The organism is Muriicola sp., from assembly GCF_041567615.1.
In the GTDB taxonomy this organism is placed as follows: domain Bacteria; phylum Bacteroidota; class Bacteroidia; order Flavobacteriales; family Flavobacteriaceae; genus Muriicola.
The window spans coordinates 1-16,905 of sequence record NZ_JBFGBM010000037.1 but is presented as its reverse complement, the minus strand read 5'-3'; the positions used below and the strand labels follow the sequence as shown (position 1 = coordinate 16,905).

Genomic DNA, 16,905 nt, shown 5'->3' with positions numbered 1-16,905 from the left:
GTCCCTATAAAGGAACTAAAGTATTTTTAATTTTTCTTTACCAGAACCAGACTTCCAGTACTTCTCTCTTTGTCTGGCCAACTTTCTATTTGCACATTCCTCTTTATAGATCAGGAAAAAAGGTGCATAGGGCCTGGTTGTCTTTTCCCAACCTCTATTATGCCTTCTCAACCGATCCTCCAGATTGGAAGTCATTCCCACATAAATATATTCATATGAGATACTCCTAATGGCATATACCCAAATCATACATCATCATCTCCAGCGCGCCTGCCTGCCGGCAGGCAGGTCTACCAATTCCGCCACCGAGGCAAATGGGTGTGCAAAGCTAAAAAATAATTTGGTTTGCACCCTGAAAATTCTATCCATTAATCGGCGGTAAGACAAATAATTGTTTAAATTTGCACCTCCTTTGGAAAAAGGAGCCGTAAAAAACTAGCGAACAAGCATTTAACCATGCCGTATCAAGTACCAGAACCGAAGATCTTTGCCTGTACCCAGAGTATGGAGCTGGGGCACAAAATCGCTAAGTCCTACGGAACGAACCTGGGGAAGGTGATATTTTCTCGCTATAGCGATGGCGAATTTCAACCTTCCTTCGAAGAGTCTATCCGTGGTACCCGAATTTTTATCATCGGTTCTACCCATCCCGGCCCTGAGAACCTGATGGAGATGCTGCTGATGATCGATGCTGCCAAAAGGGCTTCGGCCAGGCATATCACCGCCGTCATGCCTTACTTTGGATGGGCCCGCCAGGACCGGAAGGACAAACCCAGGGTGCCTATCGCCGCCAAGTTAGTCGCCAAAATGCTGGAGACCGCAGGTGCCACCCGCATTATCACTATGGACCTGCACGCAGACCAGATTCAAGGGTTCTTTGAAAAGCCGGTAGACCACCTGTTTGCCTCTACCCTTTTCCTGCCTTACCTCAAAAAACTCAAGCTGAAGAACCTCACCATTGCCTCTCCGGACATGGGCGGTTCTAAAAGGGCATACGCCTATTCCAAAGCCCTTTCAAGCGATGTTGTAATCTGTTACAAGCAACGGGCGAAGGCCAACAAAATCTCCCATATGGAACTCATAGGGGAAGTGACAGACAGGAACGTAGTCCTCGTAGACGATATGGTAGACACGGCCGGTACGCTGACCAAGGCTGCAGACCTGATGATGGAACGAGGAGCCCTGAGTGTGAGGGCCATCACCACCCACGGCCTGCTGTCAGGGAATGCCTATGAAAGGATAGAGAATTCGAAATTACAGGAACTGATCATTACAGATTCCATCCCGATAGAGCCTAAAAGCGAAAAGGTAAAGGTATTGAGCTGCGCAGACCTGTTTGCGGATGTGATGCACCGGGTGCATCACAATACCTCAATCGCCTCAAAATTCATCATGTAAATTATTATCTAAATCACTATAATGAAGTCAATTACAATCAAAGGATCAGAAAGAGAAAGCGTGGGCAAGAAGGCAACGAAAGCCCTACGTAATGCTGGAAAGGTCCCTTGCGTGGTATACGGAGGGGAGAAGCCATTGCACTTTGCAGCAGATGAACTAGCGTTCAGAGATTTAGTGTACACCCCCAACGCCCACACTGTTGTGGTTGAACTGGAAGACGGGAAGAAAGTGAATGCCATCATGCAGGACATTCAATTCCACCCCGTAACGGATAACATCCTGCACATCGATTTCTACCAGCTGTTCGAGGACAAGGAACTCACCATGAAAATCCCCGTACGCCTGCACGGAAACTCTCCGGGGGTACGGAATGGAGGCCGACTCCTGTTCAGAAAAAGAAAGCTGGCGATCAGGGCCCTTCCGGGGAACCTGCCGGATTTCTTCGATGTGGACATCTCCACCCTCAAGATCGGGGACAACATCACCGTAGAATCCCTGTTGAATGATAAATTCACCATCCTTCACCCCGACACTACCGTTGTGGTTCAGGTGAAAATGGCGCGTGCCGCTGTGGTGGTCGAGGAAGAAGGGGAAGACGAAGAACTGGAAGGAGCAGAAGCTGCTGCTGAAGGAGAAGCCGCTCCTGCGGAAGCTGCCGAAGCCGCTGCTGAAGAAAAGGAATAAATTTTCCAGCGAACATTCACAAAGCATCCCCGGATCCAATCTTGGGATGCTTTTGTATTTTAGCGGGATGAGATCCTAGTCTATGCGCTCCTTACTCTCATTCCTGTTCGGTACATCTTCAACCCTGCTAAACGAAGAAGATCCCATGAAAAAATATCTGATCACAGGCCTGGGCAACATAGGGCCGGAATACGTGAATACCCGTCACAACATAGGCTTCCAGGTGCTCGATGCGCTGGCAGAAAAGAAAGAGATACCCTTTGCGCCCAACAGGCTGGGGGATACGGCCACCTTCAGGATCAAAGGCCGTAGCGTGCTCCTGCTAAAACCTTCAACCTTTATGAACCGGAGCGGAAAGGCGGTGCATTACTGGCTGGAAAAAGAGAAGATCCCCCGGGAACACCTGCTGATCATCACAGATGATATCAACCTGCCCTTCGGGACGCTCCGACTCAAGACCAAGGGAAGCGATGGGGGGCATAACGGCCTGGCCGATGTCCAGCAAACCCTCCAAACCACAAACTACAACAGGCTGAGGATCGGGCTCGGTTCGGATTTTCCGAAAGGGAGACAGGTTGAATACGTCCTTGGAAACTGGAATGAAGAGGAGAGCAAAGCAATGCCGGAACGCTTGAACAGATGCATAGATCTCGTAGAATCCTTTGTGCTGCAGGGAGTGAATATCACCATGAATACCTATAACAATACGTGATCAGCGGATCACCCTGAAGGAATAGACCCCGGAATTTGATGTGTTTCCTGCCCGGTCCAGAGTAACGACCCTCCAGTAATAAACCGTATCTATGGCTACGCCAGCCTTCACCTGGTTGATACTTACCGAGGGTGAAGCCACCAACTGCTGGGGATCCGGATCCGTGGCGAGATAAACCTCGTAGGACTGTATATCGTTATCTGCGTCGGCCCCGGTCCACCTCAAGGTAACCTCATTGTTGAGGTCCCTCACCACAGAGGCTCCTGAGGCCGGTTCCAGCAACCGGGCCGGAAAGGGCGGGTAGGTGGTCTGTGTCCCTGCATTGTAAAAGTACCATTCTTCACTTACTCCTATTTCCTGTGTCTCTGCATTCCTGGTGGTCACCCTCCACTTGTAAGGTGTTCCCTTCAGTATGGGGACACGGGCACTAAGGGCAACGGTAGGTGCGTTGGTAATGGAAAGTCCTGTCAGGATATTGGTCACCTTCAGCTCGTAGGTATCGGCAAACCGGGCCTCCTGCCAGCGGAATTCCACCTGGCTCGTCACGTTGTTCAGGCTGACGCCCGTAGTGCATTCCGAATTCTGCAAAGGGAAACTCAGCAAAGGAGCCTCGGGCGGTTTGGGAGAATCCTTTCCACACGCCATCGACAACAACACAAATAGAACAAGCTCTTTTCTCATCGCTTAATGACCTTAGTTGTGTACTTGATTTGCTCCCCGCTCACGCTTAGGAGATAGACCCCCGAGGGCAAACTGCTCAGTTCCATCCTGACCACCTCTTCTGCCGATGAAAACCGTTCCGTGTACACCTCCTGTCCCAGAAGATTATACAGCCTGACTTCCAGCGGAGTGTCCGTCGGGGGTACAAAGACTTCGAGTTCACCTTCGAAAGGATTTGGATACACCACAGGATCGTTGCCAACCAGGACCGACTCTTCAAATACCCCCTGGCAAGGAAGGGCCCCCGTGACCTTGATGGTATTCAATCCCGGTCTGAGAACAAGGGTATAGTCACTTTGGGTGGTCTGGGTCAGAATCCCGTTCAATTCAACGTTGTAGAGCTCGGAACCGCTCAGGCTCAAGGTGGCCTGGGATGCATCCTGGTCCAGGGATATCAGGACCGAAAGGGGATCCGGTTCTGAGATCATAAAATCAAAACAGAATTCCTCATAGGTGATGCTTCCATCCGTAGCTCCTATGCAAGCCGAATAGGCCCCTGCGGAGAGTCCGGTCAGCTCATAGGTCCCTGTAAAACCGGCGGATTCATTTACCCCATTTCCGAGGATGGAGATCGTATAATTAAGCGCTGCATTGGCCGTAATATCAATGCCGCCATCATTGCTGCTGATGCAGGACTCACTGATGAGCATCACATTGAAATTGTCCTGCTCAAAACGATAGACCGGGCATCCGTCTGCATTGACCTCCGTATTCGGAGGGGTGCCCAGGCAGAGGTCATCTCCGTCGTCGAAGACGTTATCCCCATCGGCGTCCGGCCTGAAAACGCCTTCCACGCAAAGCTCCAGGGTAAAGTCCTGAATGAAACCACCATCGGCAGGGGCCGTATCCCTTACCAGCAGGATCCATTCCCCAAAAGAGGATTCCCCGTTAAACGATGCCAGGGACCCCAGGGGTTTTACCGTACCGCTGATAGCAGGGTCACCCCCACATACGAAAGGTGAGGCCGAGTCGTCAAAAACGGCGTTGATATTTTCTAGCTGGGAACAGGAATTGGAGGTGAGGATCACTTCCGTACCGGCGGGCGATATCAGGCTGATAATCAGGTCTGAAAGATAGGTGTGTTCTATATTCAGTGAAACGTTGATATCCGCCACAGGGAGGTCGTCCACCACTGTGATACTGGCCTGTACTGTAGGGGTCCCCGTTGATGAAATGGTAATGGGAAGACCCTGTGCGCTCTTGAATTTGCAGTTTACCGGCAGGGTGGTAAAACTAAAGGCGCTGCCGAACACCCCTTCCCCGCAATTGGTCACCGGTTTTACCCTCCAGTAATAGGTAGTCTCGGGTAAGAGAGTCTCAGGGATATAACTCTTGGATATCACGCGGGCGCTCTGGACGATGGAAGTGAATGCCGCATCAGTGGCGATCTCCACATCATAAGCGTTGTTGATGGCCGGGGTATCCCAACTCAGGATAGGCCTGAGGGGAATATCTGCCGTGGCATTGGAAGGACTGATCAACGTAACCTCCGGAAAGTCCGTATCGAATACGTTCAGGACAATGGTGATCTCCTGGGTAAAGGACGGGGCGGTAGCCCTTACCTGAATGGGATATGACCCTTCTGCCACCGAGGTGGTGTTGGAGATGGTCAGATCTACCGGGGTACCGTTTGCAGTGGCCGTACCCGGAGCGAAGGACGCCGTAAGTGCACCCGGCAGTCCGAGAGCGCTGAAGGTCACTTCCTCGTTAAAGCCACCATAGGTCTGGTAAACAAAAGGTATGACCTCGTCTGCGGGCTGACATACATCAAAGGCAAGATCCTCAAATTGAAGGACGACGGGTGACTCCTCTATCGTAAAATTACCGCTGTTCACCCCAAAGAATACATTGTTCCTGCCTTTGACCATGATCCGTGCTGTGGTCGTTGCATTCCCGGGTAACAACACTTCATGGGAACCGTCATTGGCTGCCTTTTCAGACAATTCGAAAGGATAGGTTACCCCGCCATCTATCGATAGAAATATCTGTACAAACTGTGCATTTACCGGGGGTGAGTCGGTATTAGCCACATCCCAGGTCACGGTCTGTATGGACCCCGCGCTATAAGTCTCCGAGGCTGCCTGGGAGGTCACGACAAAAGGGCCGGCTGCATTGCTGACGCGTACACTCACCTCATCTGAGGCCACTTGACCTCCTTCCGTCGAATTGTCCCTTACGGTAAGGGCAAAATTCATCTCCCTCTCGATATTGGAAACGGTTTCCCAGGCCGAATTTACCGGGGGATTGGTCTGGGTCAACTGCCCCTGGACCACTCTAGAAAGTCTCGGGAAATACCGTGCAGAATCCGTAGTAGGAGGCAAGGACCTGAAATTGGCCCCACTGGCATTCTGTGGACCAAAGGTACTGGTGGTGACCACCCCGTTGTCTATCTGTTCCCAGGCATAGGTAAGGACGTCTGATGGGTCGGGATCTGAAGCTCTCCCAGACAACACAAAGGCCGTGCCTTTGGGGATCACATAATCTGCGGATGGGGTGATAAGGGGTGGCGAATTGGCAATGGCAGTCTCAACGCCACATGTCGTGGTGAGTACATATTCCGAGATCTGGAAAATACTGATGTAATGAAAATAGTCATCCCCGTTGCTCTGTACGTTTTCCCCCTGTACAATACCTGCGTAACCCATGATGGTAGATCCGCTTGCAGGCTCTACCTGCACGCCTGTCCCTTCCGAATCAAAGGACCAGGTGTGGTTCGCCCCGAACTGGTGTCCGAGTTCGTGGGAAACATAGTCGAGGTCGAACAGGTCGCCCTGGGGATTCAGGGCAGCGGAATACGCACTCCCTTTCTGGTTTGTGCGGCATACAGATCCGATAAAACCGGCATTACCCCCATTGGTATCTTCGTGAAAAAGGTGCCCTACATCGTAGTTCAGGTCCCCGATCAAATTGTTCAAAGTGGTCTGGACCTCTGAGTTCAAATTGGCCTGGTAAGGGTCTGTATCCGGGTCTGTATAGATCACCAGGTCATTGTTTGCGACCAGTTCCAAGGTGATCCCCAGGTCTCTGTGGAAAACCTCATTCACCCTGGTCAGGGTGGCGTTGATCGCGGCAAGGGCATCAGGGACGGTACCCCCGTGGTACTGGGTGTATTCTCCCGTGGCAGAAACGGCGATTCTGTAGGATCTGAGACGCTGGTCATCCACGAGTTTAGCAGCACTTTCACGGCCCGATTCCGTTCGTTTGTCCTGGGTGGCACATATAAATGGATCTGCTTCCCCTGTGTCCCCTTCCCGGTTGTAAAGCACATAGTCCTTGGACTGACGGGATACTTTCTGTATAAACCATTTATTTTCAGTGCCCGGGTAAACGAACATGGCTTCCACCCCATTCTGGGAAACGCTGAAGCGTACTCTTTTGGATTTATCATGTACGGCCGTACCGGAATAAGATCTGATCTGTGGGTATTTTGCGGTGAGCTCAGGGGCAAAAACGGGCGTTTCCTCCACTGTATAGGCCACCAGCGCACCTTCCGGAGAAGGAAAGTAAACAAGGGTCCTGTCGGTGAGTCTGGAAGTGATACGGGTCAATTCGCGGCTCAGTATTTCGTCCTCCAGCGAATAGAATCGGACCATTTGGTTATCCAGTCGTTCTATATCCGGGGGCAGGAGCTGGGTTTGTACCTCGGCGGGTTGCCAGTATCCCGATTGTGCTACAGCATAAAAGCAGGCAAACAACATGGTTATTGGCAAAACAAGACGTAGTTTTGTCGTCATTCGGGGACTTTAAAAATTTAAAATTAAGTCTTTTTATTGATCCAACGGGGTGATTACAGTCCAAAGCATTTCTAAATACGATAAAAACCAGGCGTCCGTCATAACCATTGGCACCTTTGACGGAGTCCACATTGGCCACAGGCTCATCCTGGAACGCCTCATAAATGATGCCAGGGTGAATAACAGGGTCGCCGTTGTTCTCACCTTCTTTCCCCATCCCCGTATGGTTTTGCAGAAGGATACGGACCTTAAACTGCTCAATACCATTGAAGAAAAAAAGCAGATTCTGGATGAACTGGGTATAGACTACCTCATTATCCAGCCCTTTACCAAGACCTTTTCCAGGTTGAGTGCCACGGCCTTTGTAAGGGATGTCCTGGTCAATTCCCTGCATACCAAAAAGGTCATCATAGGATACGACCACCGCTTTGGGCGAAACCGCAATGCCAATATCAACGACCTCATCGCCTTTGGCAACGCCCTCGATTTTGAGGTGGAGGAGATCCCCGCCCAGGAAATCGAAGCCGTAGCTGTGAGCTCGACGAAAATCAGGAATGCCCTCCTCCAGGGAGATATCGCCACTGCGAATTCCTATCTGGGATATGACTATATGCTAAGCGGGAAGGTAGTCAAAGGAAAGGGCCTGGGTAAGCAACTCGGCTTCCCCACGGCCAACCTGCTGATAGAGGAATCCTATAAATTGATCCCCAAGAACGGGGTTTACGTGGTCCGTAGCAATTTCAAAGGCAGGACCGTTTACGGAATGATGAATATTGGGTTCAACCCTACTGTAGCCGGGGAGGAACACAGCATTGAGATTCACTTCTTTGACGTGGAGGAAGACCTCTACGGTCAATTTATTCAGGTCAGCATCATGGAATGGATACGGGAGGAACAGAAATTCAGCTCCCTGGACGAACTCAAGGAGCAACTTTCCAGGGATAAAGCAACTGCACGGAAAGTAATTTTGGGTTAAATGTGGCGTCGGCTTCTCTTTAAAAGGGTAGACAATTCTTCCCTGGTCGTCTTCAGGATCTTCTTTGGCCTGTTGATCAGCTTCGAATGCTTTGGGGCAATCCTGACCGGATGGGTGAGGCGTACCCTCATAGACCCTTCCTTCACCTTTACCTTTATAGGATTTGAATGGCTGCAGCCCCTGCCCGGTTACGGGATGTATTTTTATTTTGCGATGATGGGCATGCTGGGGATTTGCATCGCCCTCGGGTATAAATACCGGTGGAGCGTCATCCTCTTCACCCTGATGTGGACAGCCGTCTACCTCATGCAAAAAACGGCGTACAACAACCATTACTACCTGCTTATCCTTATCTCCTTTCTGATGTGTTTTATGCCGGCGGAGCGTTATGCTTCCATAGACAGCCGGCTGAATCCACCCCTGCAGTCTAACCACATGCCTGCCTGGGTCCGGTGGACGGTGATCCTCCAACTGTTTATCGTCTACACTTACGCCTCTATCGCAAAACTTTATGGCGACTGGCTCAATTTTTCCATTATCGCCATCCTGCTGAAAGGGAAGGCCTCCTACCCCCTTATCGGGGAGTGGCTGCAACATCCCTGGGTGCATTACGCCGTGGGTGTCGCGGGTATCACCTTCGATATGCTGATCGTTCCTGCCCTGCTCTGGAAGCCTGCGAGAAAATGGGCCTTTGGATTTTCGATCTTCTTCCACCTGTTCAACTCCATCGTGTTCCAGATCGGCATTTTTCCTTACCTGGCCCTTGCCTTTTCCGTCTTTTTCTTCCCCCCTGAAACCATCCGTAGGATTTTCCTGCCCGGGAAAACCCTGTACACAGAGGAGGAAATCAGCGTACCCTCCTATAGAAAACCCCTATTGTTGGGGTTGGGGGTCTATTTTATAGTCCAGCTGAGCCTCCCGTTGCGGCATTACTTTATAGCAGATGATGTCCTTTGGACGGAGGAAGGCCACAGGATGAGCTGGAGGATGATGCTCAGGACAAGGGCAGGACTGGCCCAATACAAGGTAGTGGATAAAAAGACAGGAGAATCCACGGTGGTTCCGGCCGGCCTTTATCTCAGTTCCCAGCAACTGGAAAAGGTGACCTGCTACCCGGACTACATCTGGCAGTTTGCCCAATTCCTGAAAAAGGAATACGCCAGGGAAGGGAAGGATGTAGCTGTGTTTGTCAAGTCGAGGGTCAGCATCAATGGCCGGCCCCTGGAGGCCTTTACAGACCCTTCGATCGATCTGGCAGCCGAGAAATGGGACCCCTTTAAACACCATACCTGGATCCTTCCCTCGCCTTTGAGATCCGACTGAAAATCCCTGTAAGACTCCCCTTTTAAACTCCGTCAATTAAGCGTAAATTTGTGCCTTAATCTATGGACAATGCTAGTACTCCAAGCTGTACGGGATAACAGGGAAGACCTGATCAAAGCACTTAAAAAAAGGAATATCGATCCTGAGCCCCTGCTCGACAAGGTTTCCGAACTCGATGAAAAACGCAGGGCCATACAGACGCAAATGGATGCCACCCTGGCCCAGTTGAATGCCACCTCCAAAGAGATCGGGATCCTTTTTAAATCAGGGAAAGCCGAGGAAGCCCAGGCACTCAAGGAGAAATCCGTTCTGTTCAAAGAAGAATCCAAAACACTGGGGGAAACATTAAATGCCGTGACCTCGGCCCTGGATGAAACACTCTACCTCATTCCCAACGTGCCTCACGACCTCGTGCCCGAGGGCAATTCTTCTGAAGACAATGAAGAGGTGATGCGGGAAGGAGACATCCCGGTTCTAAAAGATGGAGCCCTGCCCCACTGGGATCTGGCCAGGAAATACGACATTATAGATTTTGAACTGGGCGTGAAGATTACAGGGGCCGGATTCCCTGTTTACAAAGGGAAGGGTGCCAAACTGCAGCGCGCCCTTATCACCTACTTCCTGGACAAAAATACGGCTGCGGGTTACCGGGAGATTCAGGTGCCACACTTGGTCAATGCGGCTTCCGGTTTTGGTACAGGACAGCTTCCGGACAAGGAAGGCCAGATGTACCATGTGACTGCAGACGACCTCTATCTGATCCCCACGGCAGAGGTGCCTGTGACCAATATCCTGCGGGATACTATCCTGCAGGCAAAAGACCTGCCTGTTTGCTATACGGGGTATACCCCCTGTTTCAGGCGGGAAGCGGGGAGCTATGGGGCCCATGTACGCGGGCTCAACCGCCTGCACCAGTTTGACAAGGTGGAGATCGTGAGGGTCGAACAGCCGGCTGATTCCTATAAAGCCCTGGATGCCATGGTGGAACATGTAAAAGGCATTCTGAGAGAATTGAAACTCCCGTTCCGTGTACTACGCCTTTGTGGAGGTGATCTGGGATTCACCTCTGCCCTCACCTATGATTTCGAGGTGTTCTCAACCGCACAGGACAAATGGCTTGAGATCAGTTCGGTGTCTAATTTCGAGACCTACCAGGCCAACCGGCTTAAGCTCAGGTACAGGGATGAAAATGGGAAGACGCAGTTAGCTCACACCCTGAATGGAAGTTCCCTGGCCCTGCCAAGAGTCCTGGCCGGAATCCTGGAAAACTACCAGACTGAAAAGGGAATCAGGGTGCCCGAAGTACTCATCCCCTATACCGGTTTTGAGATCATAGATTAAGATTTCCTAAATAGTATTTCTTCTCGTATTGGATTACCTTTGAGGAAGTCCTATGAAGAAGAATTGTGTTTTGTTGTGGTTTTTCCTCCTCTCCGTATCCCTCTGGGGGCAGGATGATTTCCTTGCCAAACAGTACCTGAACAACGGGGAATACGAGAAAGCCAAAGCCTTTTATGAACGCCTCGTCGCCCAGAACCCGAGGAGGATGGACTTTGCCGAGAACCTGGTCAACTGCTACGAGCAGCTGGAGGAATTCGTAAAGGCGGAGACTTTCCTGCAGGACAGGATCGCAACAGGCAGTGCCTATCCCACCATCTATATCGACCTCGGTTATAACTACCGTTTACAGGACAGGATCGGGGAGGCCAGAGAGAACTACGAAAAAGCCCTGCAGGCCATAGAGAAAAATCCCAATTACGGTTATGGTATCGGGGTAGGATTTCAGCGCTACGCCTTGCTCGACTATTCCCTGAAAGCCTACGAAAGGGCCATGGAACTCAACCCGGACCTCGATTACAACTTCCAGATAGCATTGATCTACGGGGAACAGGGGAATATCGAAAAGATGTTCCGGGCCTATGCAGATCTATTGGGCAATGGGAGGGCCAACATAGAGAATGTACTGGGGAAGATCGGGGACTTCATCAGTGAAGACCCCAAAGAGGAGAAGAACCAGTTGCTGAAAAAAGTAGTGCTGGAAAAGGCTCAAAAGGAACCTGCTGTCCTGTGGAATGAATTGCTGAGCTGGCTCTTTGTGCAGCAAAAACAATTCAATTACGCCTTCCTGCAGGAAAAGGCTATCTATAAAAGGACAGGGGAAGCTTCCATGGAACGGCTGATCGCCCTGGGAAATAATGCCCTTGAAGAAGGAAGCGCCGCAACGGCCACCGATATCTTCAAATACATCGAAAAGAACAGCACGGATCCCGTGATACGCCTCAATGCGCAACTCAACTTACTGGACATCAAACTCCTCACGGCAACCGCCAAAGACTATTCGGAAATTGACGAGCAATACCGGGAGCTCGTCGATACCTATGGATATCAATCCAATACCTTACAACTGCAGGTAGCCTACGCCAATTTCCTGACCTTCAGAAGGGGTGAATCGGCCAGGGCCATTCCCATCCTCAAAAGATCTCTGGAACTCCCCCTCCCTAAATACGGGGAAGCCTATATCAAGATGGCTCTGGGTGACATTCTGGTCTTCGACCAGAGATTTAACGAGGCCCTGATCTACTTTTCCCAGGTCCAGAAGAATCTCAAGAACGATGTGCTAGGACAGGAAGCGCGGTTCAAGGTGGCCCAGACCAGTTTCTACAAAGGGGATTTTGAATGGGCACTTACCCAGCTCAAGGTACTCAGGGGATCCACCTCCCAGCTCACGGCCAATGATGCCATGCAGCTGAGCCTGCTGATCTCGGACAATTCCCTGGAGGATTCTACCCAGACCGCTTTGAAAAAGTACGCCCGGGCAGACCTGCTCGCCTATCAGAACAAAAAAACGGAAGCTATCGCCGTGCTGGAAGAGATCCTGCAGCAACACAAGGGGGAAAGCATTGAGGACGAAGCCCTGTTGAGACAGGCTCAGCTCCTTGCCGGCGCAGGCGACACTGAAGCCGCCTTATTCAATTACACAAAGATCATAGAGTTCTACGGAGATGACATACTTGCAGATGATGCGCACTTCGCCATGGCCGAATTGTTCAGGACCGTGCTCAACCAGCCGGAGAAGGCCAAGTACCATTACGAACAGATTCTCTATAAATATCAGGATAGTTATTTTTTCCCCCAGGCACGGAAGTATTTCAGGATTCTCAGGGGGGACGTGATCAATTAAAATAGCCCTTATGCTTATATACAATGTTACCCTGCACGTGGAAGATGCGATCCTACCCCAATGGCTGGATTGGATGAAATCGACCCATATCCCGGAAGTGCTCTCCACCGGTAAATTCCTGGAAGCCACCATGACAAGGATACTCTCAGAAGAGGATGCCGGGGGCAGTTCGTACTCGGTGCAATACAAGGTCAGGGACAGGGCTACTCTGGAAAAATATTACAAGGAGGATGCAGCACGCCTCAGGAAACAGACCGAAAAACTTTTTGGGAATTCCGTAATCGCCTTCAGGACGGAACTGGAGGTACTGACTATCGACAGGCCTCCCATAAAAAGCGCAACTGCCTACCTGTTCACATATGGGACTTTGCAGGAGGAAGGAGTCCAGAACATGGTCTTCTCCCGCACCTTAAATGGCAACAGGGACTGTTTGGGTTCCCATAAAATATCGGAGAAGATGGTGGGCGGACTCTACCCTACCATCAAAAGTTCCGAAGACCCAAACGACAAGGTCGAAGGTTTTGTCTACGTGATCAGTGAAGAAGAACTGACACTGGTCGACGCCTATGAAGGGGAGGCCTATGAAAGGAAAAGTATAACCCTGGAATCAGGGGTGAAGGCCTGGGTTTATTTGGGCAAGCCCGGAATTTAAAACTGTCTTTCATGAGCAAACGCAACAGGAAATTCTCCGACGGATCGAAGAGGAAACACAAGACCCGGGGACCGGAGGAAGGGCAGGTCAGGGCCAAGAAACACCTGGGACAGCATTTTTTGAAGAATGAAGAGATCGCGAAGAGGATCGCTTCTACGCTTTCCCTGGAAGGATACCGGGATGTCCTGGAAATCGGGCCGGGAACCGGAGTATTGACCAAGTATTTGCTTTTGAGGGATGCAGATCTGGTGGCCATGGACCTCGATTCGGAATCTATCGTCTACCTCAACCACAGTTTTCCCCTGGAACACCCGAAAGTACTTAATCGGGAGGGTTCATTCCGCGTGATCGAGGCCGATTTCCTCCAGACTGACCTGAGCGAATACTTCGCAGACAGACCCTTTGCTATTATTGGGAATTTCCCGTACAACATCTCTACTCAGATCGTTTTTAAATTGCTGGAATACCGAAGACAGATCCCGGAATTTTCCGGCATGTTTCAGAAAGAAGTCGCAAAGAGAATATGTGAGAAGGAAGGCAGTAAGACGTACGGTATCCTATCCGTGCTGGTGCAGGCCTTTTACCATGCCGAGTATCTCTTTACCGTCCATCCCGAAAACTTCGATCCCCCTCCCAAAGTTCAGTCGGGCGTATTGAGACTCAGCCGCAAGGAAGAGCAGGAGATCGGGTATGACGAGGCCTTGTTTTTCAGGGTGGTAAAGACCGCTTTTAACCAGAGGCGAAAGACCCTGAGGAACAGTTTAAAAACCATGAACCTCTCCGATAATCTCAAAGAAGATGCTATCTTTGACCGACGCCCGGAACAACTGGGAGTTGCGGAATTTATTTCGCTGACACAGAAGATAGCCCATGACACCGTTTAAGCTCACAGAGGAATTACTGGTAGAGATCGCTGAGCTCATTGATACTCGCAGTGATGATACCCTTCTCGAGCTTATGAAGGAGGTACACTTCGCTGATGTAGCCGAGATCGCCAACGAGCTGGACGAAGAACAGGCCACCTACCTCATCAAACTTCTCGATAGTGACAAAACCTCAGACGTCCTCACAGAGCTCGATGATGACGTCAGGGAAGCCATCCTGAACAACCTTTCTTCCAAGGAGATCGCAGAAGAACTGGCGGAACTCGACACGGATGACGCGGCCGACATCATCGCAGAACTCCCCAAGGAGATCGTACAGGAGGTCATCTCGGAGATCGAGGACAAGGAACACGCCAAACACATCGTCGATCTCCTGCGTTATGATGAGAATTCGGCGGGGGGACTCATGGCCAAGGAATTGGTAAAGGTCAATGAGAACTGGACCGTCCTCAGGTGTGTGAAGGAGATGAGGGCCCAGGCAGAGAATGTCACCCGTGTCCACTCCATCTACGTGGTCGACGATGAAGAAAAACTAAAGGGCAGGCTGTCCCTGAAGGATCTCCTCACCACCTCCACCACCAACCCGATCAAGAATGTATACATCCCCCAGGTAGATTCGGTGAACGTGAACGAAAAACCGGAGGAGGTCGCCAAGATCATGTCCAAATACGACCTGGAAGCCATCCCCGTCGTGGATGAGATCGGGCGGCTGGTGGGCAGGATCACCATTGACGATATCGTAGACGTGATCAGGGAAGAGGCCGAAAAGGATTACCAGCTCGCTGCCGGTATCTCCCAGGACGTGGAGGCCGATGACAGTATCTGGATCCTCACCCGCGCCCGGCTGCCCTGGTTGTTCCTCGGCCTTTTGGGCGGACTCGGGGCTGCGGCCATCATGGGCGGGTTCGAGGAAATGATCAGCAAACACGCAATCCTGTTTTTCTTTACCCCCTTGATCGCAGCGATGGCAGGGAATGTAGGGGTACAATCCAGCGCCATCATCGTTCAGGGACTCGCCAATGACGACCTCAAGGGAAGTATCGGGAACAGGCTGGTAAAAGAGATGTTCCTCGCTCTGCTCAACGGGTTCCTTCTGGCGGTCGTGCTGCTGTTCTTTACCTGGGTTTGGAAAGGGGCCTTTGTCACAGCCCTGGCTATCTCCATCTCCCTGGTCACCGTCATTGTAGTGGCAGGGATCATCGGCACCTTTACTCCGCTCTTCCTTCACAAAAGAGGGATAGACCCTGCCATTGCCACAGGACCTTTTATCACCACCAGCAATGACATCTTCGGGATCCTGATCTATTTTACCATCGCCAAGCTCTTGCTGGGAATCTGAATGTAATCGAAATATCATACCTTAAGCCTCCCTTAAAGGAATCAATATCTGAGTTCTATGCGTATCAAAGTGGGAGTGATCCAGGACAGCCCCGTCTTCTTCGACAAGGATAAAACGCTCAAAAAGGTGGGGAACCTGCTCGATCGGTATGCCGATCAGAAATGCGACCTCATGGTGTTTCCGGAATCCTTCATCCCCGGTTATCCCAGGGGTTTCTCCTTTGGCGCCACCGTGGGAAACCGTACAGACGAGGGTCGCAAGCTTTATGCTGAATACCACAGGAACAGTATTGAACTGGGTTCAGAGGAGATCCGGAAACTGGAAAAACTGTCCAGGAAACACAAGGCCTACCTGGTTATGGGAGTGACGGAGAAAAAACACCAGAACGGAAGTTTGTACTGTTCCATGCTCTATATCTCCCCGGCGAAAGGTCTCCTGGGCGTACATCGGAAAATAAAACCCACGGGAACCGAAAGGGTTATCTGGGATGAGGCCGGGGGTGAGGATCTGGTGACCTTCAAGACCGGGATCGGAAAGTTAGGCGGACTCATCTGCTGGGAAAATTACATGCCCCTGGCCAGGATGGCCATGTACAGGCAAGGCGTGGAAATCTACATCGCCCCTACAGCGGATGCGCGGGAATCCTGGGTCCCCACCATGAGGCATATCGCCCTGGAAGGCCGGTGCTTTGTCCTGGGCTGCAATGAATACTATTCCGAAAAGATGCTACCGGAGAAATATAAAGACCTGTTGAACGACAGGTCTTCTGTGAACTGTGCCGGTGGCAGCGTGATCGTTTCCCCGAGGGGGGAGGTCCTTGCCGGACCCCTCTGGGATGAGGCGGGGATTCTGACGGCCACGCTCGACCTGGAGGAGGTGACCGCTGCCAGACTGGATTTTGATGTGAACGGGCATTACAACAGGCCGGATATTTTTGACCTTAAGGTAAACGGGCAACCCCCGTTACAGGATGAAGAAATAACTTAGAAACTATTTATGAAGCCGGTCAATCTAAAAGAGAAACAAGCCCTGATAAGCGATACATGGCATCCCCACCAGATTGCCCGGGTAGACGATATGCATGTATTGCTGGCCCGGCTAAAAGGGGAATTCGTCTGGCATGCCCATGAGGAGGAGGACGAACTGTTCCAGGTCTTGAAGGGCACCTTGTACATGCAGTTCAGGGACCGGACTGAGATCGTGAAGGAAGGAGAGATCATCGTCGTGCCCAAAGGGGTGGAACATTGCCCTGCCACGAAGGATGATGAGGAAGTGCTGGTCATGCTCTTCGAAAAACAATCT

Annotated in this window: 15 protein-coding genes; 12 read left to right on the top strand and 3 right to left on the bottom strand. The window is 51.1% G+C overall.

Features of this window, described 5'->3' with window-relative positions; translation table 11 throughout:
• Nucleotides 1-15 precede the first annotated feature (15 nt).
• Nucleotides 16-249, bottom strand: coding sequence for a GIY-YIG nuclease family protein (locus ABYP73_RS04205; protein WP_372973542.1), 234 nt, complete (start codon nt 247-249; stop codon nt 16-18).
• 207 nt (nt 250-456) lie between these two features.
• Here ABYP73_RS04205 and ABYP73_RS04200 point away from each other — a divergent pair, with 207 nt between their 5' ends.
• The 3 genes from ABYP73_RS04200 (at nt 457) to pth (ending at nt 2,794) form a co-directional block, all read left to right on the top strand.
• Nucleotides 457-1,398 carry a ribose-phosphate pyrophosphokinase gene (locus ABYP73_RS04200; protein WP_372973541.1) on the top strand — a complete coding sequence of 314 codons (942 nt, stop codon included), beginning with the start codon at nt 457-459 and terminating at the stop codon, nt 1,396-1,398.
• 21 nt (nt 1,399-1,419) lie between these two features.
• Complete coding sequence (locus ABYP73_RS04195; RefSeq protein ID WP_372973540.1) at nt 1,420-2,082, top strand: 50S ribosomal protein L25/general stress protein Ctc; 663 nt, start codon at nt 1,420-1,422, stop codon at nt 2,080-2,082.
• Nucleotides 2,083-2,164: 82 nt separating this feature from the next.
• Nucleotides 2,165-2,794 (top strand): aminoacyl-tRNA hydrolase, encoded by a 630-nt coding sequence (gene pth / locus ABYP73_RS04190; protein ID WP_372945768.1) that lies wholly within the window; start codon nt 2,165-2,167, stop codon nt 2,792-2,794.
• Here pth and ABYP73_RS04185 read toward each other — a convergent pair whose 3' ends face one another.
• Both ABYP73_RS04185 and ABYP73_RS04180 read right to left on the bottom strand, forming a co-directional pair.
• Nucleotides 2,795-3,475: a hypothetical protein gene (locus tag ABYP73_RS04185; protein WP_372945767.1), complete on the bottom strand. Its 681-nt coding sequence runs from the start codon at nt 3,473-3,475 to the stop codon at nt 2,795-2,797.
• Nucleotides 3,472-7,248 carry a reprolysin-like metallopeptidase gene (locus ABYP73_RS04180; RefSeq protein WP_372973539.1) on the bottom strand — a complete coding sequence of 1,259 codons (3,777 nt, stop codon included), beginning with the start codon at nt 7,246-7,248 and terminating at the stop codon, nt 3,472-3,474. Before ABYP73_RS04180 ends, ABYP73_RS04185 begins: the two co-directional genes overlap by 4 nt.
• 49 nt (nt 7,249-7,297) lie before the next feature.
• Here ABYP73_RS04180 and ABYP73_RS04175 point away from each other — a divergent pair, with 49 nt between their 5' ends.
• From ABYP73_RS04175 to ABYP73_RS04135, 9 genes are all read left to right on the top strand, one after another.
• On the top strand, nt 7,298-8,224 hold the full coding sequence (locus tag ABYP73_RS04175) for a bifunctional riboflavin kinase/FAD synthetase (RefSeq protein WP_372973538.1): 927 nt from the start codon (nt 7,298-7,300) through the stop codon (nt 8,222-8,224).
• Nucleotides 8,225-9,547, top strand: coding sequence for an HTTM domain-containing protein (locus tag ABYP73_RS04170; protein WP_372973537.1), 1,323 nt, complete (start codon nt 8,225-8,227; stop codon nt 9,545-9,547).
• A 69-nt stretch (nt 9,548-9,616) separates the two neighbouring features.
• Nucleotides 9,617-10,888 (top strand): serine--tRNA ligase, encoded by a 1,272-nt coding sequence (gene serS / locus ABYP73_RS04165; RefSeq protein ID WP_372973536.1) that lies wholly within the window; start codon nt 9,617-9,619, stop codon nt 10,886-10,888.
• Nucleotides 10,889-10,940: 52 nt separating this feature from the next.
• Nucleotides 10,941-12,728: a tetratricopeptide repeat protein gene (locus tag ABYP73_RS04160; RefSeq protein ID WP_372973535.1), complete on the top strand. Its 1,788-nt coding sequence runs from the start codon at nt 10,941-10,943 to the stop codon at nt 12,726-12,728.
• Between the two features lie 10 nt (nt 12,729-12,738).
• The gene (locus ABYP73_RS04155; RefSeq protein WP_372973534.1) at nt 12,739-13,380 is read left to right on the top strand and encodes a DUF4286 family protein; all 642 of its coding nucleotides are present in this window, start codon (nt 12,739-12,741) and stop codon (nt 13,378-13,380) included.
• A gap of 11 nt (nt 13,381-13,391) precedes the next feature.
• The gene (rsmA, locus tag ABYP73_RS04150; RefSeq protein ID WP_372973533.1) at nt 13,392-14,264 is read left to right on the top strand and encodes a 16S rRNA (adenine(1518)-N(6)/adenine(1519)-N(6))-dimethyltransferase RsmA; all 873 of its coding nucleotides are present in this window, start codon (nt 13,392-13,394) and stop codon (nt 14,262-14,264) included.
• Nucleotides 14,251-15,603, top strand: coding sequence for a magnesium transporter (mgtE, locus tag ABYP73_RS04145; RefSeq protein ID WP_372944901.1), 1,353 nt, complete (start codon nt 14,251-14,253; stop codon nt 15,601-15,603). Before rsmA ends, mgtE begins: the two co-directional genes overlap by 14 nt.
• A gap of 57 nt (nt 15,604-15,660) precedes the next feature.
• Nucleotides 15,661-16,590 (top strand): carbon-nitrogen hydrolase family protein, encoded by a 930-nt coding sequence (locus ABYP73_RS04140; RefSeq protein WP_372944900.1) that lies wholly within the window; start codon nt 15,661-15,663, stop codon nt 16,588-16,590.
• A gap of 9 nt (nt 16,591-16,599) precedes the next feature.
• The coding region (locus ABYP73_RS04135) for a cupin domain-containing protein (protein WP_372973532.1) at nt 16,600-16,905 on the top strand (306 nt) is incomplete at its 3' end.